The sequence below is a fragment of the Kribbella sp. NPDC026611 genome (assembly GCF_040638345.1).
In the GTDB taxonomy this organism is placed as follows: domain Bacteria; phylum Actinomycetota; class Actinomycetes; order Propionibacteriales; family Kribbellaceae; genus Kribbella.
Map to the genome: position 1 here is coordinate 694,297 of NZ_JBEZYC010000004.1, position 26,321 is coordinate 720,617.

The window sequence follows — 26,321 nt, forward strand, 5'->3', positions numbered from 1 at the left end:
CCGCGGGCCCTTTAGGGTGGTGACATGTCCCAGCTGCACGAACTGGTTACCGCGCTCGCTGCTCCCTGGGTGGCCCTCTCGCCGCGATCCGGGCAGCTCACCGCCTCCGGCGCGGAGGGGGTGTATGCCCGCGACCGGCGGATCCTGTCCCGGTTGAGCGTCACCGTCGACGGCCGCGAACCGGTCCCGATCCAGGTCGACGAACGCGACGCGGCCACCCACCAGTACGTCGCCATGGTCCAAGGCCCGGCGGACACCCGGCACGACCCGGCCCTGATGCTGTACCGGACCCGCACCGTCGACAGCTCCGGGGTGACCGAGGTGCTGACGCTGACCAACCACTCCCGCAGCACCGTCGAGTGCCGGCTGGATGTTGCCCTAGGCACCGATTTGGCGAGTATCCCGGCGATCCGCAGCGGCGCGGTCGCCGGCCACCCGGAGCTCGCGCCGCTGCCGGACGGGCCGACCCGGATGCGCTGGGAGAGCGGGGACGCGCGGACCGTCGTCACCGCGGATCCAGGCCTGACCACGACCCCTCGCATCGCTCCGGGCGAATCGTTCAACGTCACCTTGCGCGTGACCGCCGACTTCCCGCGGTCCACGACCGGATTCTCGATCGAGCCGCCGGCGGAACGGGCGCCGTACTCGCTGCGCGTGAGCTGCGACGACCACCGGGTCGAGCGCTGGCTCGAGCGTTCGCTGGACGACGTTCGCGCCCTGCAACTTGCTCTCGGCAACGATCGGTACCTGGGTGCCGGGCCGCCGTGGTACCTGACGCTGTTCGGGCGCGATTCGCTGATCTCGGCCGGCATGCTGATCCCGGTCGACCCTGGTCTCGCCGCCGGCACGCTGCGTGCCCTGGCCGCGCGCCAAGGGACCAAGGTCGATGTGGAGACCGCCGAACAGCCGGGCAAGATCCCGCACGAGCTCCGGGCCGAGGCGTCCGACTACGGCGGCGGCCTGATACTGCCGCCGGTGTACTACGGCACGCACGACGCGACCCAGCTCTGGATCATGACGCTGCACAAGGCCTGGCGCTGGGGCATGCCGGCGGACGAGGTGCGGGAGCTCATCCCGAACGTCAAGGCTGCGCTCAGCTGGATGACGGAGTACGGCGACCCGGACGGCGACGGCTTCCTCGAGTACATCGACGAGTCCGGTCACGGGCTGGCCAACCAGGGGTGGAAGGACTCGGCCGAGTCCGTGCAGTGGCCCGACGGGACGTTCGCTACCGCACCGATTGCGCTGTGCGAGGTACAGGGCTACGCGTACGCAGCGGCTGTGCAGGGCGCGGAGCTGCTCGAGGCGCACGGGGAGTCCGGCGATGCATGGAGGGCGTGGGCCGTTGCGCTGCAGGAGCGGTTCCGCAGCGCATTCTGGGTGGACGGCTACCCAGCGATCGCACTGGACGGTGCCAAGAACCCAGTCGCCGGCCACGCCTCCAACATGGGCCACCTGCTCGGCACAGGTCTGCTGGACGCGGACGAGGAGCAGACAGTCGCCGACGTGCTCGCCGGTGCCGATCTGGACAGCGGGTTCGGGCTGCGGACCCTGTCCACGACCATGGACGGGTTCAACCCCCTCGGCTACCACACAGGTAGCGTGTGGCCGCACGACACCGCCATGGCGATCCAGGGCCTGTACGCGACCGGCCAAGCCGGCGTGGCATCCTCGTACGTCGCCGGCCTGATCCGTGCCGCGAAAGCGTTCGGCTACCGGCTGCCGGAGCTGTACGGCGGTCGAGGGAGGGGCTCGGAGGACTCGCCGACGCCGTACCCGCCCTCCTGCCGGCCACAGGCATGGGCGGCTGCCTCTGCGGTCGCGGTGATCGTTGCAGTGCTAGGGATCGAGCCAGACGTCCCGGGTGGGACGTTGGTGATCAATCCGGCGCCTGGCCCGTGGCAGCGGCTCGAGGTGAGCGGGCTCCGGTTGGGCGAGGAGGTGCTGTCGCTGCGGCTGGACGGTGAGGAGCTGACGGTGCTGGAGGCGCCTCAGAACGCGGTGACCAAGGCGAACGCGGAGAGCCCGAGGTAGATCGTTGCCACGACCAGGTTGCGGCCGCGACTGCCAGTGCGTGCGGAGCGGAAGCGACGGCCGACGGCGTCCGCGCCCATCGCGTAGCTGAGGTCGAGGAGCAGTCCGATCAGCAGCGTGCCGATGCCGAGCAGCAGCATCTCGGTCCGCAGCTGGTCGGGTCCGGCACCGCGCGTGGTGAACTGCGGAAGGAACGCGAGGAAGAACAACGCGGCCTTGGGGTTCAGCAGATTCACCAGTACGCCATCCCGGAAGACCCGGCCGAGCGACGCCGCCGCGACCGCGTTGAGCTCCGAGGTCTTGGCACGCAGCGTCTTCACGCCGAGGAAGGCCAGGTAGAGCGCGCCGGTGACGGTGATGGCTGTGAACAGCGCGGGGGAGGCCTTGACCAGCGCAGCCAGGCCGAGCGTGGTGACGGCGATGTAGACGAGGGTGCCGGTCTCGATGGCGAGTGCCGAGACCACTCCGGCGCGGCGGCCCTGGGTGAGGCTGCGGAGCGAGATGTACAGGTTGTTCGGGCCGGGCATCCCCACCAGCACCACCGTCGCACCCGCGAACCCGAACAGCTGACCGATCCCCATCTGGTCTGTCTCCCTCTCGAACTGGACTGCCTGCCGGTACTAGCCTGGCGGCGAGACAAGCAGTCCACCCGAGCCAATGAGGGGTGAAGTGGACCGTTCTGCGGATCCGGCCGCGCTGGCGGAGTTGATAGGTAACCGGCTGAGCGGTCGTGCCGGTGGCCTGTACCGGCGCCTTGCCGACGAGATCGCTGCGCTGATCGGCTCGGACGACCTACCGGTCGGCGCCCGTCTCCCGGCGGAGCGTCGGCTGGCCGAGTCGTTCGCGATCAGCCGCTCGACGGTCGTCGCGGCGTACGACGAGCTCCGCGCCCGCGGCCTGGTCGAGAGCCGGCGCGGCAGCGGTACGACGGTCGCCCGCGGTGCGAGCCGAGGCCGTTCACGAGCGGACAAGCGGATGCCGAACGGGTACGGCGATTCGCTCTTCCACCGGATCACCGTCCGCCCGGACGAGGTCATCTCGCTGACGTACGCCGTCGACCCTGGGCTGCCCGAGCTGTCGGAGGAGCTGATCGACCTTGCCGCCACCGATCTCCCGCTGCTCCTCGACGACGTCGGCTACCACCCACGCGGTCTCCCGGTACTGCGTGAACGCATCGCCGAGCACTTCACCGAGTCCGGGCTGCCGACGTCGGCCCAGGAGATCGTGGTGACGACCGGCGCGCATCAAGCGATCGCGCTGGTCACACAGATGTACCTGCGGAACGGTGCCGCGGTCGTGATCGAGCAGCCGAGCTGGCCGGGATGCTTCGACCTGTTCGGAGCGGCCGGCGGGCGGGTGGTCGGCGTACCGCTGGACGATGCGGGGATCCGGCCCGACCTGCTGGCTGCGGCGTTCGCGGGGCACCAGCCGGCGATGTTGTTCGTGATGCCGACGTTCCACAACCCGACCGGGCAGTTGATGTCGGCGAGCCGCCGTCGGCAGGTGGCCGAGCTCGCGGCGAGGCATGGCGTCGTGGTGGTGGAGGACAACGCGTACTCGGCGTGGGATCCGGCCGGGCCGGAGATCCCGCCGCCGCTCGCCGCCTACGCGCCGGACGCGGCCGAGGTGCTGACCATCGGGTCGGTGTCGAAGGCGGTGTGGGGCGGGCTGCGGATCGGCTGGATCCGGGCCTCACGCCCGCTGGCCGAGCGGCTGGCTCGGCACAAGGCGCTGGCGGACCTCGGGAGTCCGGTGATCGATCAGGCGCTGACCGCACGACTGCTGCCGCGGTTGCCTGAGCTGACGGCCGCGCGTGCGCGGGTCGCGACTGCGCGGAAGAAGCTGATGGGGGAGTTGCTGACGGAGCGACTACCGGAGTGGGAATGGTCGTCGCCTGTCGGCGGGTCGGCGTTGTGGATCCGGTTGCCGGACACCGATGCGCGGGTCTTCGGCCAGGTCGCTCTGCGGCACGGGGTCGAGGTGGTGGCCGGTCATGCGATGGACCCGACCGGCGAGCACGACGACTACCTGCGGGTGCCGTTCGCTTACTCCGAGCAAACGCTTGACGATGCGGTGACGCGGTTGGCGCGGGCCTGGGAGGAGCTGCGCCGGCACGGCCCGGGTCCCGAAGTACCTGTCGTGTAAATGAAGGATGGCGGTCACCCTGGGGTGAGCCGCCATCGAAGCCTGTCTGACTTTGGCGCCGTCGTTGGCGCGTTTGAAACTGCCTGGTGCTTACCGCTCGTCTTCCGTGGCGATCGCGGGAGTGGCTTCGAGCCGGCCCGTCTCGTCGTGGATCGTGATCGCGATGTCGCGCAGTTTCTCCGAGTGCTCCCGGCCGTGGTGGGCGCAGAAGAGCAGCTCCCCACCGCTGGTCAAGGTGACGCGGACGTAGGCCTGCGCACCGCAGCGGTCACAACGATCCGCGGCCGACAGCGCCGAACTCGGGGCGAGTGCTGTAGTCATTGAGGCCTCATCTCATCTAGTTCCGTACTCACCAGATAGCAACATCCTGACACGCGGATCGCTTCCCGGTGCGGACAACGTGTCCGTATGTGAGACGAACCACCTGTTTTCGTATGACGCTTGTTGACAGGGAATCGTTTCGATCCCGGCGGTTTTTCTGGTGAGCAGCGGCAGCCAGTGGGTCTACTCTCACTGTGCGCCATGGCATCGTCACGGTGTGCGCCGGTTCGGAGTGTCGTGCACCACTCCCGAATCGAGTCCGGATCGATACCTGTTGCGGCATGTATCTCTTGTACCCGCAGGCATGCCCAGCGCAGGGCCTGTCGGCGCCGTTTTGGGGGAGCGGCCGCATAGGCTGTCTGTCGTAAGTGTGTGAACCAGTGAAGGAGCCCAGTGGCCGCCCCGACGCCTCGCAGTACCGAGATCGACCCGGCGTACAACGCCCGCCATCTGCTCGTCCTCGAGGGTCTCGAGGCGGTCCGCAAACGGCCGGGGATGTACATCGGGAGCACCGACAGCCGCGGCCTGATGCACTGCCTGTGGGAGATCATCGACAACTCCGTCGACGAGGCCCTGGCCGGGCACGGTGACCGGATCGATGTCGTGCTGCACCAGGACGGCTCGGTCGAGGTCCGGGACCGCGCCCGCGGCATCCCCGTCGACATCGAGCCGAAGACCAAGCTGAGCGGTGTCGAGGTCGTCTTCACCAAGCTGCACGCCGGCGGCAAGTTCGGCGGCGGGTCGTACAACGCGTCCGGTGGTCTGCACGGCGTCGGCGCCTCGGTGGTGAACGCGCTCTCCGCGCGGCTCGACGTCGAGGTCGACCGCGGCGGGACGGTCTGGACGACGTCGTTCCGCCGTGGCGTCTCCGGTGAGTTCGACGGCGACGGGGCAAACGCTTCGTTCACGGCTGTGAAGGGCCTGCGGAAGGCAGGCCGCGCCAAGAAGGGCGTGACCGGCACCCGCATCCGGTACTGGGCGGACCGGCAGATCTTCACCAAGGACGCGACCTTCAACTACGACGAGCTGGTCACCCGTGCCCGGCAGACCTCGTTCCTGGTGCCTGGTCTGCTGCTGGTGATCCGCGACGAGCGCGGTGACGAGCCCACCGAGGAGCACTTCAAGCACGACGGCGGCATCAGCGAGTTCTGCGAGTTCCTGGCCACCGACCAGAAGGTCACCGACGTGGTGCGGCTGGCCGGCACCGGGCACTTCACCGAGACGGTGCCGATGCTCGACGACGCCGGGCACATGACGCCGACCGACGTCGACCGCGACCTGGAGGTCGACATCGCGGTCCGCTGGGGCGACGGGTACGAGACCGAGCTGCGCTCCTTCGTGAACATCGTGGCCACGCCGAAGGGCGGCACGCACGTCGCCGGTTTCGAGCGCGCGCTGTCAAAGAGTTTCACGAACGCACTTGACGGCACCCGGTTGCTGAAGAGCGGCGAGGAGATCATCAAGGACGACGTGATGGAGGGTCTGACCGCGGTCGTCACGGTCCGGCTCGCCGAGCCGCAGTTCGACGGGCAGACCAAGGAGGTGCTCGGCACCCCGGCCGCGTCGCGGATCGTCGCGAAGGTCGTGCAGACCGAGCTCGAGGCGTTCCTGACGTCGACCAAACGCGAGCACAAGGCCCAGGCGCGGGCCGTGCTGGAGAAGGTCGTTGCCGCATCACGCACCCGCGTGGCCGCTCGGCAGCACCGCGAGCTGCAGCGGCGGAAGACGGCGCTGGAGTCCTCCGCACTGCCGGCCAAGCTGGCCGACTGCCGCAGCAACGACGTCGACCGCTCGGAGCTCTTCATCGTCGAGGGTGATTCGGCTCTCGGTACGGCGAAGCTCGCACGCAGCTCGGAGTTCCAGGCGCTGCTGCCGATCCGCGGCAAGATCCTGAACGTGCAGAAGGCGTCCGTCGGCGACATGCTGAAGAACGCCGAGTGCGCGTCGATCATCCAGGTCGTGGGTGCCGGGTCGGGTCGCAGCTTCGACCTCGAGCAGGTCCGCTACGGCAAGATCATCTTCATGGCGGACGCCGACTCGGACGGCGCGCACATCCGTTGCCTGCTCGCGACGCTGTTCTTCCGGTACATGCGGCCGCTGGTGGACGCCGGGCGGGTCTACACCGCCGTACCGCCGCTGCATCGGTTCGAGCTGACGAACCCGAAGAAGGGGCAGGACAAGTTCCTGTACACCTACAGCGACGCGGAGTACCAGCGGAAGACCGCGGAGCTGATGAAGAAGGGCGTGCGGTGGAAGGAGCCACCGCAGCGCTACAAGGGTCTCGGTGAGATGGACGCGGACCAGCTGGCCGAAACCACCATGGACCCGCGGCACCGCACCCTCCGCCGCATCACCGTCGACGACGGCGAGGCCGCAGCCACCGTCTTCGACCTCCTGATGGGCAACGACGTAGCCCCCCGCAAGGAATTCCTGGTCCAAGGCGCCTACGAACTCGACGAGAACCGCATCGACGTGTGACCCCTCGCCTGGTCTGCTTCGATCTCGACAATACGCTGATCGATCGCGACGCCGCGTTTCTGAAGTGGGCGCGGTGGTGGGCCGGGGTGAGTGGGCTCGACGAGTCCGCGGTCGACTGGTTGGTTGCTCACGACAACGGTGGCTTCCGGCCCCGGACGGAGCTGTTCGCGCTGGCTCGGAAGCGGTTCGTCCTGGCGGCTCCGGTGGAGGAGCTGGTTGCGTCGTACAACGAGGAGCATCCCCTGTTCACCTGGGTCGAGCCAGCCGTGCTCGACGGGCTCGCCGAGCTGCGGGCAGCCGGTTGGCGGGTTGCGGTGGTCACGAACGGCGAGACGGCCCAGCAGGACCTGAAGCTGGAGTACACACAGCTCGTCGACGCGGTCGATCACGTCTGCGTCTCCGGCACGGTCGGCGTCCGCAAGCCCGACCGCCGGATCTTCGAGCTCGCGGCGGCGGGTGCCGGTGCCGGTCTCGACGGTGGCTGGATGGTGGGGGACCACCCGGCCTACGACATCGCCGGTGGCATCAACGCGGGTCTGCACACAATTCTGATCGGCGGACGCACCGAGGAACCGGCAGCGGACCACCGGTTCGACTCGGTGCTGGATGTCTTCCCGCTGATCTTGTCGCGGTGATCACTTAACTGATCACCGCGGTCAGAATAGTGATCACTTGTGTCGAAGTGTCGACATTTGTTCAGCGGAGGGCGGACTTCAGGATGGCGTGGGCGCCGGTGATGATGGCGTTGCGGTTGGCCTCGTAGGTCGGGTCGGTGACGGCGGTCTTGTTGGTGGGGTCGAAGGACAGGACCGGGACGTGCAGGTGGCCGGCCGGCATGGATGGGTCGAGGAGGTCGCGTTGGAGGGTGTTGCGGTAGGCGACCTCGTTCGACAGGTAGCCGCCGCCGGTGCCCTCGGAGGCGATCGAGCCGGGAGTCGGGCCGTCGGGACGGCGTACGGGCGTGGTCTCACCCGCCGGGATCTCCAGGACCGAGGTGTTCACGCGGGTGCGGAACGGCGTGACGTCGGTCTGCGCCATCCGGGCGAGCGGCAGGCTGGACGTGATCCACTCCGGGCCGGGCGGCATGCTGGGGGAGACGACCGGGGCTGAGATCGTGCCACCGCCCCAGAGGTTGTTGTTGTCACCGATCGAGCTGACCGAGCGCCGCCGCCCGTTGGTGGCCTCGAGGTCGAAGATGCCGACGCGTCCTTGGCTTGCCGTCATCACCAGATCGGCGTGCTGCGGACCTGGGCGGTAGTGCGGGACGAGCGCGTTCTCGACCATGTTCTCGTCGAAGTCGGTGTAGCGGACCGGGAACACCACGGTCTGGATCTCGTAGGTCTTGCCGTTGATCGTCCATCGCTGGCCGTCGAGGGTGAGTGCGTTGGCTCCGGACGGATTACCGATCCGGATGTCGGCGTCGAGCGTGAACGGATCGAAGCCGGTGATCAGAATTCTGTTCACCTGTGGCGAGAATTCTGTACTCGTGATGCCGCGGGACGCGTACTCGAGCGAGCGGATCAGCCCGGCGCGCTCCGTCGTACCGAGGTCGAAGCGCGGCTGCCATTGGCGCAGCGTCAAGGCCATCGACAGACGCGCCCAGTACAGCCCGCGGTCGTCGGTGGAGGGGAGGGCTGTCTCGCCGCGGGTCGGGTGCTGAGCGCGGTACGTCGCTGTGCGCCACATGATCTCGCCCTGCGCGCGGACGAGAGCCGCGGCGGCTCGCTGGTTCGGAACCCGGCAGAGGAGACGGCTGAACACCTCCACCTGGCGGTCGAATCCGGTGCGCTGCAGGATCTCCGCCGGGACCGAGGGTCCGCCGGCGATGCCTCGGGTGAGCCGCTGCTCCTCGACCGTGCCGGCGATCGTCGTGTCCAGGCAGCCGGTGACCGGTCCGGCTTGGTCGGTGGGAGCGGTGTGGTCGATCGGAGCCGCGTAGACGACGGGAGCTCCGGTCAGGACGGTGGTCAGCGCGAGGGCGCCGGCGAGTAGGGAGCGGTGGAATGAGCTGGGGCGGAGTCTCATACGGGAGATCTATCAGATTTCCGGCCCAAAACCGAGAGATCGACTGAAGCTGGAGTACTGAAGACTGTATGCAATGCGCTACGTTCGAAGCACGGCGACCGCCCCGCCGCCTTCGTGAGGAGCATTCCGTTGACCACTCCACCCCGCGAGCCCGATCGACGGCGCTTTCTCGTCGGTGCGTTGGGAGCAGCCCTCGCCGCAGGTGCGCTCGGTGCTTGCGCGGACAGCGGCACAACCGCGCCGACTGCGACCGGCAGCCGGCCACCCGAGCCCCGGGAACCAACCCCCACCGCCTCTGTAGTTGCAGACGGCAACGAAGCGCTGGCTCGGCTGATGGCCGGCAACGCGCGGTTCGTCGCCGCCCAGGAACAGGACCTGGACGAAGGGATCGCCCGCCGGGTCGCGGTGAGCAAAGGGCAGCACCCGTTCGCCACGATCATCGGCTGCGTGGACTCCCGCGTCCCGATCGAGCTCGTCTTCGACCAGGGTCTCGGCGATCTCGTCGTGGTCCGCAGCGCCGGCGAAGCGCTCGACCACTCGGTCACGGGCAGCCTCGAGTTCGGCGTCGCCGAGCTGCACACCCCGCTCCTGATGGTCCTCGGCCATCAACGCTGCGGCGCCCTCGACGCCACCATCAAGGCCCTGGACGCCGGCCAACGCACCGCCGACCACGGCGAGATCGGCTACCTGGTCGACGCCCTCGCCCCGGCCGTACGCCAGTCAGCCACCAAACCCGGCGACCGCCTCACCAACGCCATTCAGACCAACGTCGCCCTCACGCTCGGCAAACTCCGCAACTCCCCAGTCATCAAACCGCTGGAAGCCGCGGGCAAACTCACACTGGTCGGCGCGTACTACGAGCTCGACACCGGCCGCGTCGTCCTCCAGCCCTGAGACCCTCAGTCGTGCTGGGTGAGCCTGCCGGTGTCGACGTCGTACATGAAGCCGCCGACGATGATGTCCTCGCCGATCAAGGGGTGTTCGCGGACGGCGGCAACGTCGCGGTGCAGCGCTTCGAGCTGGTCGGGGATGACGGAGATGGGCAGGTAGCCGGCCGGTTTGCCGGCGGCGAGCTCGACCTTCGCGCGCAGTTCGTCCTCGGACATCGCGGCCATCGCGCAGCGGGTGTGCGGGATGATCATGATCCGCTTCACGCCGAGCAGCTGGACGCCGAGCACCAGCCCGGTCATCGTCACCTCGGTGACGCGACCGCCGGCGGCGCGCAGCACCTTGGCGTCGCCGGGCTTGAGGCCGAGCATCTCGAGCGGCGGGATCCGCGAGTCCATACAGGTGACCACGCCGATGCCGGCGTGGGCGAGCCCGTCGAACCCGCCGTAGTGGAAGTCGGCCGCGTACTCCGCGTTGGCCGCGAGTACGTCGTCGAAGCCGCCGCTCATCGGGCAGCACCTGACAGGAACACCGGGGTACCGGCTTGCAGGATCGACATCGCGAACGGTTCCTTTCCACACGAGTCGGGACGGGGTGGGGCTGCGACCGCGCTGGTCACCGGCACGGTCCAGGACCGGCCGTCGACGTGCCGCACGGTGACGGTGTCGAGGTCTTCGCCCACCACGCTGAGGGCGTCCAGCGACAGCTCGCCGAGGAGACGGCGGACGGCGATCTCCGCGACCTGACCGCGCTTGGTCCAGGTGGACCGGCCGCGGAGTCCGGTCAGCACGGTCTCGCCACGATCCGCGGCCTCAAGCACGGCCACGGCAGTGTCCGGGGTGAGATGACCGTGCATGGTGCCGGCCGGCAGGTACGTCGCGGTCGGTGCAAACCGGTGCCCGCCGAGGTGATTGGCTTCCCACACCCGGCCAGGTGCCCGCTCCGCCAGCGCTGACACCAGCGGCCGGCCGAGAATCGCGCAGCACTCGTCGCGCTTGCCGTTGGTGCACACCAGGACGACCGGCTGGTCGACCGGAAGCAGGTTCGGCAGCGACGCGATCGCTGCCGCTCGGTCACCTCGGCTGACGGCATCGAGGTCGAGGTCGTTGAGCTCGGACGGATCCGCGACCCGACCGCCCAGCAGCCAGCTCCGGCCTGGCAGCGTCGACGCGACGAAGACCTGGTGCGACCGCTCGACAGTATCGGCATGCCGCCCGGGGGAGCGGATCAGGCCGAAGCGGACGTCGACCTTCTTGCACTCGGTGTCGAACGCCTCGCCGAAGGCCGGGTCGAGGTGACTCTGCGTCGGCGCCTTCGCGCCCCACGGTCCGGGCTGCTCGACGACGACCCAGCCGGCCGCGACGACGGCCGTCCCCGGGAACGGCTCCTCGAGCGCCCGGCAGAAGGTCGAGCACAGGCCGGGGCGGCCTGGGGCGTCGAGGGTGGGGGTCACACCCTCACCGTACGCGAGGCGAGACGGCGGTCCCTCATGATGATCAGGATGTGTGCACAATGACACGCTGGCCACGTCGGCCGAGCAGCACCACGGCCAGCACGGCGGCCAGAATCGCGCAGACAGCGGCCCCGGCGAAGATCGCGTGAACTTGTGAAACGGCCGCGTCGCGGAGCGCGTCGAGGAACGGGCGACAGTTGCCGGGAGTGGACGGGCACAGCTCGTTCGGGGACTTGATGCCGTCGGCGATGGCGAAGTACCGGCGGAGGCCGATCGCGGTCAGGGCGGAGACGCCGACGAGCATGCCGACCATGCGGGCGACGACTACGAGGGCGCTGACCAGGCCGTGGCTGTCGGCGGGGGTGGCGCCGAGCATCGCGGTGTTCACCGGGGAGAGGGCCAGGCCGAAGCCGAAGCCACAGACGAGGAGTACGACGGTGGCCGGCCAGTGGTCGAGCGCCGTACGGCTCCAGAAGGTCATCGCGAGGAACATCGCGCCGGAGAGGGCGAGACCGGCGCCGGTGATGAGACCGAGGCCGTAGCGGCGGGTGAGCCAGCCGCCGACGACCGCACCGATCGGCAGGGCGATGAGGAAACGCAGCAGGACGAGAGCGGCGGCGAGCTGCCCGCCGCCTTGCGTGGTGCGGGCGAAGACGGGGACGTCGACCAGGGCGGCGATGAGGGCGCAGCCGATGAGGAAGCTGACCAGGAGCGAGCCCCAGGCCGGTGCTGCGGCGAGGAGGCCGCGGGGGATGATGGCAGCCGACGTACGGCGCTGCCAGAGCACGAAGGCGACGGCGAAGACTGCCGCCCCTACCAGGAGCCACGGGCCGGCCGGAGACATGAGCTCGCGCTCCGGGTCGGCGGTAGCGAAGGCGAGTACGACGCCGGCGAGCGCCAGTGCCAGCAGCAGAGCACCGACGAGGTCGACCTGCCGCAGCACACCGGTCAGGCGACCACGGGTCTGCCACAGGACGAGGCCGAGCCAGGCCAGGGCGAGTACCAGGGCGGCTACGCCGATCGGTGTGAGCAGGCGGGAGGTGCCGGTGAAGGGGACGAACGGCAGGCCGAGGGTCACGCCGGAGGCGAGTCGGTCGGGTGCGGTGAGGGTGAGACCGAGGGCGATGCAGGCGAGTACGCCGACGACAGCTGACCAGCGCGGGAGGCGGACGCCGCGGAGCAGCACGGCGAGAACGACGGCGACTGTCAGGTTGAGCCAGAAGATGTAGCGCCAGTCGGCGATGGCGAGCACGAGTGCGCCCAGGAGTGGGCCGAGGACCGAGCCGAGCTCCTGAACCGCGCCGACTACGCCAAGGGGGAGACCGCGACGGTTGGACGGCCACAGGTCGGCCACGAGGGCGAGGGTCGCCGGTACGAGCCCGCCACCGCCCACACCCTGAAGAAACCGACCGGTTACCACCAACGGAAGGTCATAAGCACTTGCTGTGATCAGCGATCCCACGGCGAACACCATCAGCGCCCCGACCAGCACCGGCGTCCGTCCGACGACGTCGGCGATGCGGCCGATCAACGGCAGTACCGCGATGTAGCCGAGCAGGAACCCGGAGATGATCGGCGCCGCCCGCTGCAGCTCGTCCGCCGACAACCCGACCCCGGCCATCATGTCCGGCAGCGCCAGCACGACCACGTAGGTGTCAGCCGCCGCAAAAGCCACCGCGATGGAGGCAAGCGTCAACCGCCGCCTCGCGCCCGGGCTGACAGCCGGCCCGACGGGTGCCGGGGTGCCGGGCGGATGGTCGGTCACGGCTTGGTGATCTCGACCTTCTCGCCGTACTTGTCCAGGGTGACGTCGTAGCTGCTGGTGGCGCCGTCGTAGAACGGGCCGGTGATGGTTGCCGAGACCAACTGCTTGGCGTCCTTGTCGATCTTGAAGCTGCTCGGGAAGTCCTGGTCGGCCGGGGCCTTCGGGAAGATGCCCTGCAGCGACTTGCCCTGGACGGAGCCGGTGACCTCGGTCAGGACCTTGGAGCCCTGCCGCGTCTCGCCCTTGATCTTCGGGTCCTTCAATGTCGGCAGCACCGACGTCAGTCCCTTGGCCGGGTCGAGCAGGATCGCCGGGTCCGGCGCGCCGAGACCGGCGAGCTGCGACGGCGGCAGCTCGATGAAGCTCGGGGTGAACGGCAGCTTGGCGTACACCTTGCTGCCGACCGCCACCACCTGGGCGTCGATCGGTGACCCGCCCGCCCGCACGGTCAGCTTGCCCTTGAAAGCGGGCGCGTGCGTCGCGACGCCGTCGCCGCTGGCGAGCGTCTGCGCGTTGTCCGGCAGGTCCCGCCCGGCCAGCACGATGTGCACGCTGGCTGCCTCGTCGACCGTCTTCTTCGCGTCGGTCAGCAACGCGACCGCGTCACCCGACTGACCGCCGTCACCCCCGGAGTCCTTCTTGCCGCTGCACCCGGATACCGCCAGCACAAGCACCGCGCCGAGCGCGAGCAGTCTCTTCACGGGGTCAGCCTGCCAGATCGGAAGCGCATGCCGCGATCGGTTGCGCCACCGGTACGCCGGAGCCGTCGCGCCGCGGGTCGATCGGCGGCAGGTCGACCGGTGCACCGCTGCTGGCGCTCGCCTTCACCGGAGCCGTCCCGATGAACCCGAGCAGCAGCCCGTCCTCGCCCTTCAGCAAGCGCTGGCACCGGACGCCGCCGGTCCCGCGGCCCTTGCCCGGGTACTCCGCGAAGGGCGTCACCTTCACCGCACCGACCTCGGTCCCCGGAAGCGCCGACGACGACCCGGCGATCGTCACCACGTGCGACTCGCGAGCGCTGTCGACAGCCCCGAAGAACACGACCTTCGCCCCGGCGGCGAGCCGGACGCCGGCCATCCCTCCGGCCGTCCGGCCCTGCGGCCGTACGGCGGACGCACCGAAGTGCAGCAGCTGGGCGTCGGACGTGATGAAGCACAGCTCCTCGTCGCCGGACGTCAGCTCGACCGCGCCGACGACCTCGTCGCCGTCCTTCAGCGCGATGATCTCCCACGAGTCGCGGTTGCTCAGGTGGTCCGGCACGACTCGCTTCACCACACCGCCGATTGTGCCGAGCGCGACGCCGACCGAGTCCGGATCCATGGTGGTGAGTGCCAGCGCTTTCTCGCCTGGGTCGAGCGAGACGAACTCCGCGATCGGCGCGCCACCCTGCAGGTTCGGTGCGGCGGCGGTCGTCGGTACGGCGGGCAGGTCGAGCGACTCGAGCCGGATCAGCCGTCCGGTGCTCGTGATCAGCCCGTACTGCCCGCGGGCCGTGCTCTTCACCGCGGACACGATTGCGTCGTGCTTGGCCCGCGACTCCCCGCCACCGAACGGCTCGACGCCGTTGGTCCGGGCCAGTAGGCCGGTGGAGCTCATCAGGATCCAGCACGGGTCGTCGCTGACCTCGAGCGGTACGGCGGCCGTCTTGGTCGCGCCGGACGACTCCAGCAGCACGGTCCGCCGCGGCGTCCCGTACGTCTTGGCGATCTCGGCCAGCTCGTCCGACACCGTCTTGCGGAGCAGGTTCTGGTCCTCGATGATCGCGGTCAGCGCCTCGATGTCGCGCTCCAGCTCGCCCTTCTCGGTCTCCAGCTCGAGCTTCGAGAACTTCGTCAGCCGGCGCAGCGGCATGTCCAGGATGTAGTTCGCCTGGATCTCGGACAGGTCGTAGATGTCGATCAGCCGGGTCCGGGCCGCGGCCGAGTCGTCGCTGCTGCGGATGATCTGGATGACCTCGTCGATGTCCAGGATCGCGATCAGCAGGCCGTCGACGATGTGCAGCCGGTCCTGCGCCTTCTTCCGGCGGAACTCGCTGCGCCGGCGGGTGACGTCGTACCGGTGGTCGAGGTAGACCTCGAGCAGCTCCTTCAGCCCCAGCGTCCGCGGCTGGCCGTCGACCAGGCAGACGTTGTTGACGTGGAAGGCGTCCTCGAGCGGGGTCAGCTTGTAGAGCTGCTCGAGCAGCGCCTCCGGGACGAAGCCGTTCTTGACCTCGATCACCAGCTGGGTGCCGTGGGTGCGGTCGGTCAGGTCCTTGACGTCGGCGATGCCCTGCAGCTTCTTGCTCTGCACCAGGGTCTTGATCTTCTCGATCACCTTCTCCGGACCGACGGAGTACGGCAGTTCGGTGACCACGATGCCCTTGCGGCGCGGGGTGACGTTCTCGACCCGAGCGGTGGCGCGCATCTTGAAGCTGCCGCGGCCGGTCGCGTAGGCGTCCTTGATGCCCTCCAGGCCGACGATCTTGCCACCGGTCGGCAGGTCCGGCCCGGGGATGAACCGCATCAGGTCGTCGAGGTCGGCGCCCGGGGTCTTGATCAGGTGCCGGAGCGCCTGGATGACCTCGATCAGGTTGTGCGGGGCCATATTGGTGGCCATGCCGACCGCGATGCCGGAGGCTCCGTTGACCACCAGGTTCGGGAAGGCGGCCGGCAGGACGGACGGCTCCTGCTCCTGGCCGTCGTAGTTCGGCCGGAAGTCGACGACGTTCTCGTCCAGGCCGTTGGTCATCGCCATCGCGGACGGCGCCATCCGGCACTCGGTGTACCGCATCGCGGCCGGGCCGTCGTCGAGCGAGCCGAAGTTCCCGTGGCCGTCGATCAGCGGGACCCGCATCGACCAGGGCTGCTCGATCCGGACCAGCGCGTCGTAGATCGCGCCGTCGCCGTGCGGGTGGTACTTACCCATGACCTCACCGACGACGCGGGCCGACTTCACGTGGCCGCGGTCGGGGCGGATGTTGTTCTCCGCCATCGAGAACAGGATCCGCCGCTGGACCGGTTTCAGCCCGTCCCGGGCGTCCGGGAGCGCCCGGGCGTAGATCACCGAGTAGGCGTACTCCAGGTAGCTGGTGCGCATCTCGTCGGAGACGTCGACGTCGAGGATGCGCTCCTCGAAGTCCTCGGGTTCGGCGGTGCTGGTACGGCGTGCCATGCGGGTCAGCGAACTCCTCGATCAAGCGGTCCGGCGCCTCGACGGTCGGCGCCGCTCCTATTGTCCCTGGTGAACCATCGTTTCCCGGCCCACGACCCGCAGGATGTACGCGGTCGGGGCCAGAGCGGACCCTACCGCCAGGATCAGACAAAGTCCGCCGATGCCCAGCAGCACGCCCCACGGCACGGTCATCGGTACGTCGGTGAACCCGGACGTCATCGCGTGCCGGATGAGAACACCGACAGTGACCGTGATGGCCGTTCCGAGACTGAGAGCGACCGCGCCGACCAGCGACGACTCCCACAGCACCATCCGGCGGATCTGGGCCGGCGTCGCTCCGAGCAGCCGGGAGGTGACGAACTCGTGCCGCCGCTGCAGGCTGCCCATCAGCAGCGTGTTGGCGATCGCGATCGCGCTGTAGAGCGCGGCCGGACCGAGCAGCAGGACCAGCCCGAGCTGGTTGCCCTTCCGGACACCGTCGGCCTGGTCGTCCTCCCAGTCGGCGGCAAGCTGCGCGTGCGGCAGTCGCCGAACCAGGTCGGCCGGGTCAGCGCCGGGCGCCGGCAGCACGAACTGCCGCTCGGGCTGCGCGTCCGGGGCGTGCGTGCGGACCAGGTCCCGCGGCAGCAGGAAGTCCGGGTTGACCCCGAAGGCGTCCTTCACGATCGCGACCACCCGGAGCCGCACCGGCTTCCGGTCCAGGAACACCACTGGTATCTCGTCGCCGACGTGATAGTTCTCGAACCCGGCGATTTCTTTGCCGACGGCAACAGTATTGCCGGTGAGGCCCCCGAGGTCACCGGCGAGCGTCGTGAGGTCGCGGGTCCGGCGCGCGATCGCCGGGTCGATCCCCTCGACGTCCTGGAGCTCCGCATCATCCCGATCGATCCGCACCACCTGGGACGGCAACCCCGCATCCACCGAACCCAGTCCTGGGCCCGTGAGGGGTGACGCACCGGTGACGACGATCGGCGCGCGAACAGCATCACGAATCTCTGCCCCGGCACTGTCCGCGGCGAAGCTCAGGCTGAGCACCATCGACCCAGCGATGGCCGAGATGGCCAGGATGGGTGCGGCCAACGACGCGCTCCGTCGAGGCGATGCGACGACGTTGCTCCGGGCGAGCCGGCCGGACACCCGCGTCCACGCGACCAGCGGGATGGCCCACAGCCGCCCGAGGACCGGGACCAGGAGTGGCGCGATCAGCGTCAGCCCGATCACCAGCACCATCGGCGTGAACATCGACAGCGGTACGACGCCGTCGCCCGTCGACGGCCGGATGAGCGCCAGCATCACGATCGCCCCGGCCAGGAACAGTACGCCGAAGACGATCCGGACCGGCCCGATCCGTCCCGACTCCACCGAGGCCTCGCGCAACGCGTCGATCGGCCCGACCCGGCCGGCGCGCCGGGCCGCCGACCGTGCGCCGAGCATCGCCACCAGCAGACCAGCCGCCATCGCGATGCCCAGCGGCAGCCACGGCGACGCCGGCTGCAGCCTCACCGGCGCGAGCTCGGTGTACGACGCCTTGCTCAGCAGGAGCGGCGTGGCGAGCCAGGCGGCGAGCGCACCGGTCAGCGATGCGGCCAACGCGACCAGGAGCGCCTCGCCAAGGATCATCCGGCCGAGCTGGCGGGGCGTCGCACCGATCAGCCGCAGCAGCCCGAGCTCCTGCCGCCGGGACGCGACCGCGAAGGCGAACGTGCTGGCGATGACGAAGATCGTGATGAACCCGCTGATCGTCCCGACCATGCTGAGGACGACCTGCAGCCCGGAGACGTCGGCGCCGGCCAGCGGCACCCGGATGGTCCGTGGCGCCGCGTCGTCACCCCCAAGCGTCCGCACGGCGATCGTCGACGCGGCCGACCCGTGGTACGCGACGGTGGCCGCGGTCGCCGTCGCGGCGAGCCCGAGCAGGAAGACGCCGACGGCGAGGGCGACGAACGAACCGGCGTACAGGGATCGGTGCCGGCTGACCGTTTGACGGCTCAGGAAGAACATCACTTCTCCAGCTCGCTCATCGCGTTCGCGATCTGGGTCGGCGTCGCGTGGTCGAGGTGTCCGACGAGCAGACCGTCGGAGAGGAACAGCACGCGTTCGGCGTACGCCGCGGCGACCGGGTCGTGGGTGACCATTACGACCGTCTGACCGGCGCGGTCGGTTGCTTCGCGCAACAGCCCGAGGATCTGCTTGCTGGTCGTGCTGTCCAGCGCACCGGTTGGCTCGTCCGCGAAGAAGACCGACGGCCGGGTGATCAGCGCTCGGGCGATCGCGACCCGCTGCTGCTGACCACCGGACAGCTCGGCCGGCCGCCGCTTGGCCTTTCCCTCGAGCCCGACCTGCTCCAGCACGCGGTGTACGTCGCTCCGGCTCGGCCGCCGGCCGGTGAGGCGCAGGGGGAGAGCCACGTTGTCGTACACCGTCAGCGAGGGCAGCAGGTTGTAGGCCTGGAAGACGAAGCCCATCTCGGCCCGGCGCAGCTTGGTCAGCGCGACTTCGTTGAGCCCGTTGAGGGTCACGCCGTTCAGTACGACGGACCCGGTGGTGGGCTGGTCGAGTCCGGCGGCGCACTGCAGCAGCGTGGACTTGCCGGAGCCGGACGGTCCCATGACAGCGGTGAACGAGGCCGGCGCGAAGTGGTACGTGACCCCGCGCAGCGCGTCCACGGCGCCCGCCTTGGAGCGGTACGTCTTGGTGATGCCGTCGAGCACCAGCGCCGGCGGCTGGACAGGTACGACGGACGGGTACGAGGGCGCGGTAGCGGTCATGGTCCCAGCCAACCGGCGTACGGCGGTTTCCGCCCTGGTCCTGGGACCACACCGCAAGTAGCGTGCGCGCTACCGTCCACGTACCGGTCCCACACCTAGGGTTGAGGACGTGCAGAGACCTCGGACAGCCTGGGAAGCGCTGGCATCGCCGCGCTACCTGGTGTCGTCGTGGCCTTGGCGCAGCTACGCGTACCTGTTCACCTCGGTGCCGATGGGCGCGATCTCGATCGTGGTCCTGGTCGCGCTCGCCGGACTCGGCGCGGTGCTCAGCCCGGTCCTGGTCGGGATCCTGGTGATCATGATGTTCCCGCTCATCGGAGCGGTGATCGGGCGTGTCGACCGGTGGCGGGCCCGGCTGGTCCTGACCGACGGGATCAGCAGTCCGCACGCGACGCTGCCGCGGCAGCTCCCGTGGCGGGCGAAGCTGAAGTACCGCCGCCGGGAGCAGGCGTCAGTGCGGGCGCTGGGCTACGGCTTCGTCCTCGGGGTCCTCGTCTGGCCGTTGAGTGTCCTGGTCGCCGGGATCTGTGCGACCACGCTGGGGATCACGATCGCCGCACCGGTCATCGCCGATCGGGACACGATGGGCATGGGGCCGTGGACGCTCGACTCGGCACGTGACGGCCTGATCTTCTTGGTCCTGTTCGGTCCGGTGTTCTACGTGGTCAGCTCGTACCTGGTCGGGGTGCTGGCCGGTGCCGAGGCGTCGCTGGCGAAGGCGATGCTCGGACCGCGGCAGGAGGAGCTGCAGCGCAACGTCGCCGAGCTCCGGCGGTCCCGGCTCGACCTGGTCGACGCATTCGAGACCGAGCGGGTGCGGATCGAGCGCCACCTGCACGACGGCGTACAGCAGCGGCTGGTCGGGCTCACCATGACGCTCGGGCTGGCCGAGCTCGACCTGCCGGAGGGGGAGGGGCGCCGGCTGGTGGTCAAGGCCCACGCCGAGGCGGAGGCCGCGCTGGCCGACCTGCGGGCCGCGGTGCGGGGCATCCACCCGCGAGTGCTGGTCGACCACGGGCTGGAGGCCGCCGTACGGGAGGTGGCGGACCGGATGCCGTTGCCGATGGCCGTGCAACTGTCCCTGCCGTACCGGTTGCCGCCGCCGATCGAGGCCGCGGCGTACTTCGTGGTCAGCGAGGCGCTCGCCAACGTCGCCAAGCACGCCCAGGCGACCCGATGCGAGGTCACCGGCCGGCTGACCAAGGATCTGCTCGTCATCACCATCCAGGACAACGGCGTCGGCGGCGCCGAGCTCGGTGCGGGTACCGGGCTCACCGGCCTGGTGACCCGGTTGGACGCGTTGGGAGGCACACTCGTCGTCGACAGCCCACCCGGTGGGCCGACCCGACTGCGGATGGAGTGCCCGTGCCGACTCGACGACTGAGCATCGTGCTGGCCGAAGACTCGCTGCTGCTGCGCGAGGGGCTGGCCAGCATCCTGGACCGCGCCGGGCACGAGGTACGGGACACCGTCGGGGACGCGGACACGCTCCTGGCCGTGGTCCGGAAGGACCCGCCGGACGTGGTGATCACCGATGTCCGGATGCCGCCCGGGCACAGCGACGAAGGACTGCAGGCGGCCGCGGCGATCCGGGCCGAGCTGCCGGCCATCGGGATCCTCGTGCTGTCGCAGTACGTCGCCGACGCGTACCTGTCGTCGTTGCTCGAGACAACGACCGGCGGGATCGGGTACCTGCTGAAGGACCGGGTCGGGCACGTCGCGGAGTTCCTCGAGTCGCTCGACCGGGTCGCGGACGGCGGGACCGTGGTCGACCCCGAGGTCGTCCGGCAGCTGCTCGCCCGGCGCCGCAACGACGGTCCGCTGGCCGCGCTGACGCCGCGGGAGCTCGAAGTACTCGCGCTGATGGCCGAGGGCCGGGTGAATGCGTCGATTGCGGAGCAGCTGGTGGTCAGCGAGGCTGCCGTCCGCAAGCATGTGGGAAACATTTTCGCCAAACTTCAGTTGGACGATGGGTTGGACCGGCGCGTTTCCGCGGTACTGACCTACCTGAGAGGCTGAGCATGGACGAGGACATCCGGAAGATCCTGGCCGAGTGTGAGACGTGGGCGGTCGTGGGGCTGTCGAACAACACCAGCCGGGCGGCGTACGGCGTGGCACGGTTCCTGCAGAGCCACGGGAAGCGGATCGTGCCGGTGCACCCGTCGGCGGAGACCGTGCACGGCGAGCAGGGCTACAAGTCGCTGGCCGACATCCCGTTCCCGGTGGACTGCGTGGACGTGTTCGTCCGGTCCGAGCTGGCCGGTGACATCGCGGACCAGGCGGTCGGAATCAATGCGAAAGCGGTGTGGTTCCAGCTGGACGTAGTGGATGCGGACGCCTACGCCCGGACGACGGCGGCTGGTCTCACCATGGTGATGGACCACTGCCCGGCGATCGAGTGGAGCCGTCTCGGACCGAAAGGGCTGTGATGTTCACGATCGACACCTCCACCACCTTCGGCCGGCGGATCGCCCGGCAGCTCGACGACGAAATCGTGATCTGGCTGACCACTGTCGGGAAGTCGGGGACGCCGGCTCCGAATCCCGTGTGGTTCCTCTGGCACGACGGCGAGATCATCGTCGCCAGCCAGCGCGGCAAGGCCAAACTGCACAACCTCGCCGCGAACCCGCGGGTCACACTCAACTTCAACGCCACCCACAACGGCGGCGAGGTCGGCGTCATCACAGGCACGGCGGTCATCGACGCCCAGCCCCTCTCCGGCGACACACTGGCCGCATACACCGCAAAGTACGCCGCCCCAATCAAGGCCCTCGGCCTGACCCCGCCCCAGTTCCACGCCGACTACTCCGTGGTAATCCGAATCACCCCCGACAAACTCCGCGGCTTCTGACCCCCGCACCCGCCGTACCCGACCTCACCCCGCACTCCACGCCACCCCACCTCACCCGCAGCCGCTCACCTCGCCCTCTCCCTCGGAGTATTTGAGGGGTTATCCCCGCCAGGTGAGGCTTCTCCCCTCGTACACCAGGGGAGAAGGCTCAACTCGAGGGGTTATCCCCTCGAGCGGGATGGCGCTGGTGGCGTTGGGCGAGGAGGGCTAGTTCAGGTAGCCCTCGACGGTGTCGGGGGAGCGGGGTTGGGCCTCGTCGGGGTTTTCGCCGTACTCGCGCTTGGCGCGGCGTTGGCGGAGGAGGTCCCAGCACTGGTCCAGCTCGACCTCGAGGGCCTGGAGGCGGGCGTGCTCGTCGGTGTCGTTGATCTCCCCGGAGGCGTGCTTGGTGCGCAGTTGGTGCTCTTCCGCGACCAGCTCGTCGATGCGGCTGAGGAGGCTCTTGTCATCGGTCATGAGGAAACGGTACGCCCGTCCGGAAGTGCGGACCGGGACAGGAGCTCGGTCAGCACCAGGATGGCGAGCGCCTCGGCCGCGATCAGCCCGATCAGTACGACGAGCTGCAGCGCGGCGGCCTGGACCGGCGAGGCGCCGCCGAGCACCATGCCGACGAACGCGCCGGGCAGGGTGACGAGCCCGACCGTGCGGGTCTGATCCAAGGCCGGCAGCAACGCGTCACCGACGACCGGCTCGACGACGAGCTTGAACGCGTCCGGTTGCAGCAGCCCGATCGACAGCCCGGCCTCGAACTCGCCGAACCGCGTCCTGTACTCGCTGAGCATCCGCCGCCCGGCCAGCGTGGTGGCGGTCATCGCGCCGCCGACGATGATGCCGCCCATCGGCAGGATGCTCGCCGGGTTCCGCGGTACGACGCCCGGCACGATCAGCAGCAGCAGTACGACGAGGGAGCTGCCCCCGATCGCGGCCGCGCAGTACCTCCACTGCCCCGGGATGACCGCGACGCGATGGAGGCGGCGGGTGCTGGTGACGGTCGCGACGACGAACATCAGCAGGACGAACGCGATCGCACCGACGATGTGCTGCAGCGCGATCCCGACGACCGCCCCGACCGCCGCGAGCTGGACGACCGCGCGCAGGGCCGCGGTGACGATGCCCTTGTCATGCCGGAGCGCGGCGTACCGCGAGGCCGCGACCGCGATCACGATGAGCAGCGGCAGGACCGCGATCGCCGCCCACCCCAGCCCGGTGTGGAACGACACGATTACTTGAAGTCGGCTTCGTCGTAGGCGTGCTCGCCGCGGGTCACCTTGGCCGCCTCGTCGGTGCGCAGCTCGACCCGGCGGATCTTGCCCGAGATTGTCTTCGGCAGCTCGGCGAACTCGATCCGCCGGATCCGCTTGTACGGCGCCAGGTGCTCCCGGCAGAACGCCAGGATCTCCCCGGCGAGCTCCCGCGACGGCTCGTGCCCGGCCGCGAGTACGACGTACGCCTTGGGTACGGCGAGCCGGACCGGGTCCGGTGACGGTACGACGGCGGCCTCGGCGACGGCCGGGTGCTCGATCAGGACCGACTCCAGCTCGAACGGCGAGATCCGGTAGTCGCTGGCCTTGAACACGTCGTCCGAACGGCCGACGTACGTGATGTAGCCGTCCTCGTCGCGGCTCGCGACGTCGCCGGTGTGGTAGTAGCCGTTCCGCATCACCTCAGCCGTGAGCTCGTCGGTGTCGCGGTACCCGCTCATCAGCGGGACCGGCGGCGGCGCGAGCTCGATGCAGATCTCGCCGTCGTCGCCGATCTCGTCCGTGGCCGGGTCGATCAGCGCGATCCGGTACCCGGGCAGTGGGCGGCCCATCGAGCCGAGCTTGACCGTCTGGCCGGGGGTGTTGCCGATCTGCGCGGTCGTCTCGGTCTGCCCGTACCCGTCCCGGATGGTGATGCCCCAGGCATTCCGGACCTGCTCGATGACCTCGGGATTGAGCGGCTCACCCGCCGAGATGCACTCGCGGATGCTCACGTCGACCGCGGACAGGTCGGCCTGGATCAGCATCCGCCACACCGTCGGCGGCGCGCAGAACGTGGTCACGCCGTAGGTCTGCAGGACGTCCAGCATCTTGGCCGCGTCGAAGCGTGTGTAGTTGTAGAGGAAGACGGTCGCGCCGGCGTTCCAGGGTGCGAAGACGTTGCTCCAGGAGTGCTTCGCCCAGCCGGGGGAGGAGACGTTGAGGTGTACGTCGCCAGGCTGCAGGCCGATCCAGTACATGGTCGAAAGGTGGCCAACCGGGTAGCTCACCTGCGTGTGCTCGACCAGCTTCGGCTGGCTCGTCGTCCCCGAGGTGAAGTAGAGGAGCAGCGGGTCGCCGGCGGCGGTGTCGACCTCCGGAACCGGTCCGTAGTACTGCATCGAGTCGGTGTAGCTGAGCCAGCCCTCAGCCGGCTCGCCGACCGCGACGCGGATGCAGTGGTCCGCGATTCCGGCGTACCGCGCTGCGTCGGCGCCGCTGGTGACGACTGCGCGGACGTTGCCGCGGGAGATGCGGTCGGCGAGGTCGGCGTCGGTGAGCAGGGTGGTGGCGGGGATCATGACCGCGCCGGCGCGGATGCAGCCGAGCATCGTCTCCCAGAGTTCGACCTGGTTGCCGAGCACAATCAGCACGCGGTCGCCCGGCGCGAGTCCCGCTTCGGTCAGCCAGCCCGCGACCTGCCGGGACCGCTCGGCCATCTCGGCGTAGGTGCGCGACGTGACGTCGCCGTCCTCCTCGACGATCGTCAGCGCGGCAACCTCCGGCTGCTCGACCGCGAGCGCGTCGAACCAGTCGCGCGCCCAGTTGAACCGCTCGAACCCCGGCCAGCCGAACTCCCGGTACGCCGTCTCGTAGTCGTCCCGGTGCGCAACCAGGAAGTCCCGCGCCGCCCGGAACTCCCGCGTGACCTCGGACGTGCTCTGCTCGCTACCCATGACCGCATCTTTGCCCAGCCACTACCAATCGGTAAACAACGACTGGCCCTCACGCACGGTAAACAGTTGCCATGTCGCCCCGTTCCCGTGTCACCCTGATCGTGGTCGTCGGCGTCCTGACCTGCGGCCTCCTCGTGGTCGGCGGCCTCGTCGGGTACGTCGTCTGGGCTCAGCGCAAGGTCTCGCGTGACATCAGCTACGAGGTCACAGGCACCGCCCGGCCGACCCAGCTCAGCTACGCGCCGAAGGACGACCAGCACTCCCGGGTGACGGTCGAGAAGCCGACGCTGCCCTGGTCCGTCAGCTTCCACACCGAGACGATGCTGAAGGTCGCCACAGTGGCCGTCTTCCTCGCGGAGGGCGAGACGAACACCGTCACCTGCACCCTGCGGGTCGACGGCAAGGTCGTCGCCACCGAGACCTCCACGCCTGGCGCGGGCCGCATGGTCCTGTGCTCCGAGCCCGACGACTAGACGGCCAGCGCCGCTCCGGTGACCACCAGCGGGGTCAGGATGAGGCCGCGCCACAGGAAAGACCACCAGGAGATGTCTACGCGGGCGGCGTCGCAGCGGGCTCGCCAGAGGAGGGTGGCCAGCGAGCCCCACAGGGTCAGGAGGCAGCCGCAGTTGACGCCGATGAGGAGGGCGAGCATGCGGTGCGGGCTATTGGAGGCAACCGGCTCCATCGCCAGGTAGGCGGGGAGGTTGTCGAACAGGTTGGCGCCGACGGCGGCCGTGGCGCTGAGGCGCAGTTCCGAGGTGGTGCCGGCGATCCGTCGCAACAGGTCTTCCAGGCCATGGCTGCTCAGGAAGCCGACCACCGTGAACAGGACCACCACGGTGATGACCAACTTGTACGGGACGAGCGACCAGCGCAGCGCGCTGCGGCGACGGACAGCGAACAGCGCGACCAGGATGAGCGCGCCGGCGGTGGCGGGGTAGGCGACCTCGATGCCGGACACGAACGCGGGACCGAGCAGGATGCAGACCGCCGCGCAGCCCCAGAACAGGACCTTGTCCTCGACCGGCGGTGTCGGCGGCACCTGGTAGCTGCGCGTGAGGTCCCGTGCGAACAGAGCGGCGAGCACAGCGACCGTGATGACGATGGCCGCGATGGCCGGCCGCCAGCTCACCGACAGGTAGTTGACGTCCAACTGGCGGAACGGATGCAGCGCGAGCAGGTTCGTGAGATTCGACACCGGCAGCAGCAGCGACGCCGTACCGGCCAGCCACACCGTGGTGAACGCGAACAGCTTCGGCGGCACGTCCAGCTGCCTCGCCATCGACAGCACCACCGGCGTCAGCAGCACCGCGCAGGTGTCCAGCGACAGCACGATCGTCAGCCCGGTAGCCAAGGCGACGACCAGCAGCCACAGCCGCCAGACCCGGCCGCGAGCCAGGTGGGCAGCCTCGCGTGCCGCGACGTCGAACACCTTGGCCTGGTCCGCCAGCTCCGCGATCACGGTCACCGCGATCAGGAACACCAGGACGGGCGCGATCCGCTCGACCAAATTCACAACCTCC

The 26,321-nt window shown here is 69.4% G+C and carries 24 protein-coding genes; 10 read left to right on the forward strand and 14 right to left on the reverse strand.

Annotated features, from left to right (window positions below):
• Nucleotides 1-24: 24 nt before the first annotated feature.
• Nucleotides 25-2,034 (forward strand): glycogen debranching N-terminal domain-containing protein, encoded by a 2,010-nt coding sequence (locus AB0E69_RS20520; RefSeq protein WP_360147906.1) that lies wholly within the window; start codon nucleotides 25-27, stop codon nucleotides 2,032-2,034.
• Here AB0E69_RS20520 and AB0E69_RS20525 read toward each other — a convergent pair.
• Nucleotides 1,992-2,615 carry a LysE family translocator gene (locus AB0E69_RS20525; protein ID WP_360147909.1) on the reverse strand — a complete coding sequence of 208 codons (624 nt, stop codon included), beginning with the start codon at nucleotides 2,613-2,615 and terminating at the stop codon, nucleotides 1,992-1,994. The two genes, AB0E69_RS20520 and AB0E69_RS20525, sit on opposite strands and share 43 nt — an antisense overlap.
• A gap of 88 nt (nucleotides 2,616-2,703) precedes the next feature.
• Here AB0E69_RS20525 and AB0E69_RS20530 point away from each other — a divergent pair, with 88 nt between their 5' ends.
• Nucleotides 2,704-4,179 carry a PLP-dependent aminotransferase family protein gene (locus AB0E69_RS20530; RefSeq protein ID WP_360147912.1) on the forward strand — a complete coding sequence of 492 codons (1,476 nt, stop codon included), beginning with the start codon at nucleotides 2,704-2,706 and terminating at the stop codon, nucleotides 4,177-4,179.
• A gap of 90 nt (nucleotides 4,180-4,269) precedes the next feature.
• On the opposite strand, the gene AB0E69_RS20535 is transcribed toward AB0E69_RS20530, so the two are convergent.
• Nucleotides 4,270-4,500: a hypothetical protein gene (locus AB0E69_RS20535; RefSeq protein ID WP_360147915.1), complete on the reverse strand. Its 231-nt coding sequence runs from the start codon at nucleotides 4,498-4,500 to the stop codon at nucleotides 4,270-4,272.
• 393 nt (nucleotides 4,501-4,893) lie between these two features.
• On the opposite strand from AB0E69_RS20535, the gene AB0E69_RS20540 reads away from it, so the two are divergent.
• Complete coding sequence (locus AB0E69_RS20540) at nucleotides 4,894-6,978, forward strand: DNA topoisomerase IV subunit B (protein WP_360147918.1); 2,085 nt, start codon at nucleotides 4,894-4,896, stop codon at nucleotides 6,976-6,978.
• On the forward strand, nucleotides 6,975-7,613 hold the full coding sequence (locus tag AB0E69_RS20545) for an HAD family hydrolase (protein ID WP_360147921.1): 639 nt from the start codon (nucleotides 6,975-6,977) through the stop codon (nucleotides 7,611-7,613). The genes AB0E69_RS20540 and AB0E69_RS20545 overlap by 4 nt, the downstream gene beginning before the upstream one ends.
• Before the next feature lie 61 nt (nucleotides 7,614-7,674).
• On the opposite strand, the gene AB0E69_RS20550 is transcribed toward AB0E69_RS20545, so the two are convergent.
• Nucleotides 7,675-9,003: a hypothetical protein gene (locus tag AB0E69_RS20550; RefSeq protein ID WP_360147924.1), complete on the reverse strand. Its 1,329-nt coding sequence runs from the start codon at nucleotides 9,001-9,003 to the stop codon at nucleotides 7,675-7,677.
• 129 nt (nucleotides 9,004-9,132) lie between these two features.
• On the opposite strand from AB0E69_RS20550, the gene AB0E69_RS20555 reads away from it, so the two are divergent.
• On the forward strand, nucleotides 9,133-9,897 hold the full coding sequence (locus tag AB0E69_RS20555) for a carbonic anhydrase (RefSeq protein WP_360147927.1): 765 nt from the start codon (nucleotides 9,133-9,135) through the stop codon (nucleotides 9,895-9,897).
• Nucleotides 9,898-9,902: 5 nt separating this feature from the next.
• Here the strand turns inward: AB0E69_RS20555 and AB0E69_RS20560 are convergent, their stop codons facing one another.
• From AB0E69_RS20560 to AB0E69_RS20590, 7 genes are read right to left on the reverse strand one after another with little or no spacing between them, the layout of a single operon-like run.
• Nucleotides 9,903-10,400, reverse strand: coding sequence for a carbonic anhydrase (locus AB0E69_RS20560; protein ID WP_360147930.1), 498 nt, complete (start codon nucleotides 10,398-10,400; stop codon nucleotides 9,903-9,905).
• Nucleotides 10,397-11,344, reverse strand: coding sequence for a sucrase ferredoxin (locus tag AB0E69_RS20565; RefSeq protein ID WP_360147933.1), 948 nt, complete (start codon nucleotides 11,342-11,344; stop codon nucleotides 10,397-10,399). Before AB0E69_RS20565 ends, AB0E69_RS20560 begins: the two co-directional genes overlap by 4 nt.
• A 43-nt stretch (nucleotides 11,345-11,387) precedes the next feature.
• On the reverse strand, nucleotides 11,388-13,109 hold the full coding sequence (locus AB0E69_RS20570; protein ID WP_360147936.1) for an MFS transporter: 1,722 nt from the start codon (nucleotides 13,107-13,109) through the stop codon (nucleotides 11,388-11,390).
• Nucleotides 13,106-13,810, reverse strand: coding sequence for an LppX_LprAFG lipoprotein (locus AB0E69_RS20575; protein WP_360147939.1), 705 nt, complete (start codon nucleotides 13,808-13,810; stop codon nucleotides 13,106-13,108). Before AB0E69_RS20575 ends, AB0E69_RS20570 begins: the two co-directional genes overlap by 4 nt.
• Before the next feature lie 4 nt (nucleotides 13,811-13,814).
• Nucleotides 13,815-16,262 (reverse strand): DNA topoisomerase IV subunit A, encoded by a 2,448-nt coding sequence (locus AB0E69_RS20580; RefSeq protein WP_360147942.1) that lies wholly within the window; start codon nucleotides 16,260-16,262, stop codon nucleotides 13,815-13,817.
• 57 nt (nucleotides 16,263-16,319) lie between these two features.
• Nucleotides 16,320-18,263 carry an FtsX-like permease family protein gene (locus AB0E69_RS20585; protein ID WP_360147945.1) on the reverse strand — a complete coding sequence of 648 codons (1,944 nt, stop codon included), beginning with the start codon at nucleotides 18,261-18,263 and terminating at the stop codon, nucleotides 16,320-16,322.
• The gene (locus AB0E69_RS20590) at nucleotides 18,263-19,030 is read right to left on the reverse strand and encodes an ABC transporter ATP-binding protein (RefSeq protein ID WP_360147948.1); all 768 of its coding nucleotides are present in this window, start codon (nucleotides 19,028-19,030) and stop codon (nucleotides 18,263-18,265) included. The genes AB0E69_RS20585 and AB0E69_RS20590 overlap by 1 nt, the downstream gene beginning before the upstream one ends.
• 109 nt (nucleotides 19,031-19,139) lie before the next feature.
• Between AB0E69_RS20590 and AB0E69_RS20595 the strand changes: the two genes are divergently transcribed.
• From AB0E69_RS20595 to AB0E69_RS20610, 4 genes are read left to right on the forward strand one after another with little or no spacing between them, the layout of a single operon-like run.
• Nucleotides 19,140-20,414: a sensor domain-containing protein gene (locus AB0E69_RS20595; protein WP_360147951.1), complete on the forward strand. Its 1,275-nt coding sequence runs from the start codon at nucleotides 19,140-19,142 to the stop codon at nucleotides 20,412-20,414.
• Nucleotides 20,396-21,049 (forward strand): response regulator transcription factor, encoded by a 654-nt coding sequence (locus AB0E69_RS20600; protein ID WP_360147954.1) that lies wholly within the window; start codon nucleotides 20,396-20,398, stop codon nucleotides 21,047-21,049. The genes AB0E69_RS20595 and AB0E69_RS20600 overlap by 19 nt, the downstream gene beginning before the upstream one ends.
• Before the next feature lie 2 nt (nucleotides 21,050-21,051).
• Nucleotides 21,052-21,459, forward strand: a complete 408-nt coding sequence (locus AB0E69_RS20605; RefSeq protein WP_360147957.1) for a CoA-binding protein — start codon at nucleotides 21,052-21,054, stop codon at nucleotides 21,457-21,459.
• On the forward strand, nucleotides 21,459-21,881 hold the full coding sequence (locus tag AB0E69_RS20610) for a TIGR03667 family PPOX class F420-dependent oxidoreductase (RefSeq protein ID WP_360147960.1): 423 nt from the start codon (nucleotides 21,459-21,461) through the stop codon (nucleotides 21,879-21,881). The genes AB0E69_RS20605 and AB0E69_RS20610 overlap by 1 nt, the downstream gene beginning before the upstream one ends.
• A gap of 207 nt (nucleotides 21,882-22,088) precedes the next feature.
• Here AB0E69_RS20610 and AB0E69_RS20615 read toward each other — a convergent pair whose 3' ends face one another.
• The 3 genes from AB0E69_RS20615 to AB0E69_RS20625 are packed head-to-tail and all read right to left on the reverse strand — an operon-like array spanning nucleotide 22,089 to nucleotide 24,798.
• Entirely contained in the window at nucleotides 22,089-22,337 is a 249-nt protein-coding gene (locus AB0E69_RS20615; RefSeq protein ID WP_360147963.1) for a DUF2630 family protein, read from the reverse strand.
• Complete coding sequence (locus tag AB0E69_RS20620) at nucleotides 22,334-23,101, reverse strand: ABC transporter permease (RefSeq protein WP_360147966.1); 768 nt, start codon at nucleotides 23,099-23,101, stop codon at nucleotides 22,334-22,336. Before AB0E69_RS20620 ends, AB0E69_RS20615 begins: the two co-directional genes overlap by 4 nt.
• A gap of 2 nt (nucleotides 23,102-23,103) precedes the next feature.
• A complete protein-coding gene (locus tag AB0E69_RS20625; RefSeq protein ID WP_360147969.1) occupies nucleotides 23,104-24,798 on the reverse strand; it encodes an AMP-binding protein in 1,695 nt (564 codons plus the stop codon).
• Between the two features lie 71 nt (nucleotides 24,799-24,869).
• On the opposite strand from AB0E69_RS20625, the gene AB0E69_RS20630 reads away from it, so the two are divergent.
• On the forward strand, nucleotides 24,870-25,271 hold the full coding sequence (locus AB0E69_RS20630) for an MmpS family transport accessory protein (RefSeq protein WP_360147972.1): 402 nt from the start codon (nucleotides 24,870-24,872) through the stop codon (nucleotides 25,269-25,271).
• Here AB0E69_RS20630 and AB0E69_RS20635 read toward each other — a convergent pair.
• Nucleotides 25,268-26,308, reverse strand: coding sequence for an SLC13 family permease (locus tag AB0E69_RS20635; RefSeq protein WP_360147975.1), 1,041 nt, complete (start codon nucleotides 26,306-26,308; stop codon nucleotides 25,268-25,270). The two genes, AB0E69_RS20630 and AB0E69_RS20635, sit on opposite strands and share 4 nt — an antisense overlap.
• Nucleotides 26,309-26,321 lie beyond the last annotated feature (13 nt).

What these genes read in the sequence shown, in the direction of transcription:
- AB0E69_RS20550 (WP_360147924.1), bottom strand. Translation starts at nt 9,003, where the DNA reads ATGAGACTCCGCCCCAGCTCATTCCACCGCTCCCTACTCGCCGGCGCC.
- AB0E69_RS20585 (WP_360147945.1), bottom strand. Translation starts at nt 18,263, where the DNA reads ATGTTCTTCCTGAGCCGTCAAACGGTCAGCCGGCACCGATCCCTGTAC.
- AB0E69_RS20580 (WP_360147942.1), bottom strand. Translation starts at nt 16,262, where the DNA reads ATGGCACGCCGTACCAGCACCGCCGAACCCGAGGACTTCGAGGAGCGC.
- AB0E69_RS20610 (WP_360147960.1), top strand. Translation starts at nt 21,459, where the DNA reads ATGTTCACGATCGACACCTCCACCACCTTCGGCCGGCGGATCGCCCGG.
- AB0E69_RS20590 (WP_360147948.1), bottom strand. Translation starts at nt 19,030, where the DNA reads ATGACCGCTACCGCGCCCTCGTACCCGTCCGTCGTACCTGTCCAGCCG.
- AB0E69_RS20560 (WP_360147930.1), bottom strand. Translation starts at nt 10,400, where the DNA reads ATGAGCGGCGGCTTCGACGACGTACTCGCGGCCAACGCGGAGTACGCG.
- AB0E69_RS20525 (WP_360147909.1), bottom strand. Translation starts at nt 2,615, where the DNA reads ATGGGGATCGGTCAGCTGTTCGGGTTCGCGGGTGCGACGGTGGTGCTG.
- AB0E69_RS20535 (WP_360147915.1), bottom strand. Translation starts at nt 4,500, where the DNA reads ATGACTACAGCACTCGCCCCGAGTTCGGCGCTGTCGGCCGCGGATCGT.
- AB0E69_RS20630 (WP_360147972.1), top strand. Translation starts at nt 24,870, where the DNA reads ATGTCGCCCCGTTCCCGTGTCACCCTGATCGTGGTCGTCGGCGTCCTG.
- AB0E69_RS20605 (WP_360147957.1), top strand. Translation starts at nt 21,052, where the DNA reads ATGGACGAGGACATCCGGAAGATCCTGGCCGAGTGTGAGACGTGGGCG.
- AB0E69_RS20625 (WP_360147969.1), bottom strand. Translation starts at nt 24,798, where the DNA reads ATGGGTAGCGAGCAGAGCACGTCCGAGGTCACGCGGGAGTTCCGGGCG.
- AB0E69_RS20615 (WP_360147963.1), bottom strand. Translation starts at nt 22,337, where the DNA reads ATGACCGATGACAAGAGCCTCCTCAGCCGCATCGACGAGCTGGTCGCG.
- AB0E69_RS20520 (WP_360147906.1), top strand. Translation starts at nt 25, where the DNA reads ATGTCCCAGCTGCACGAACTGGTTACCGCGCTCGCTGCTCCCTGGGTG.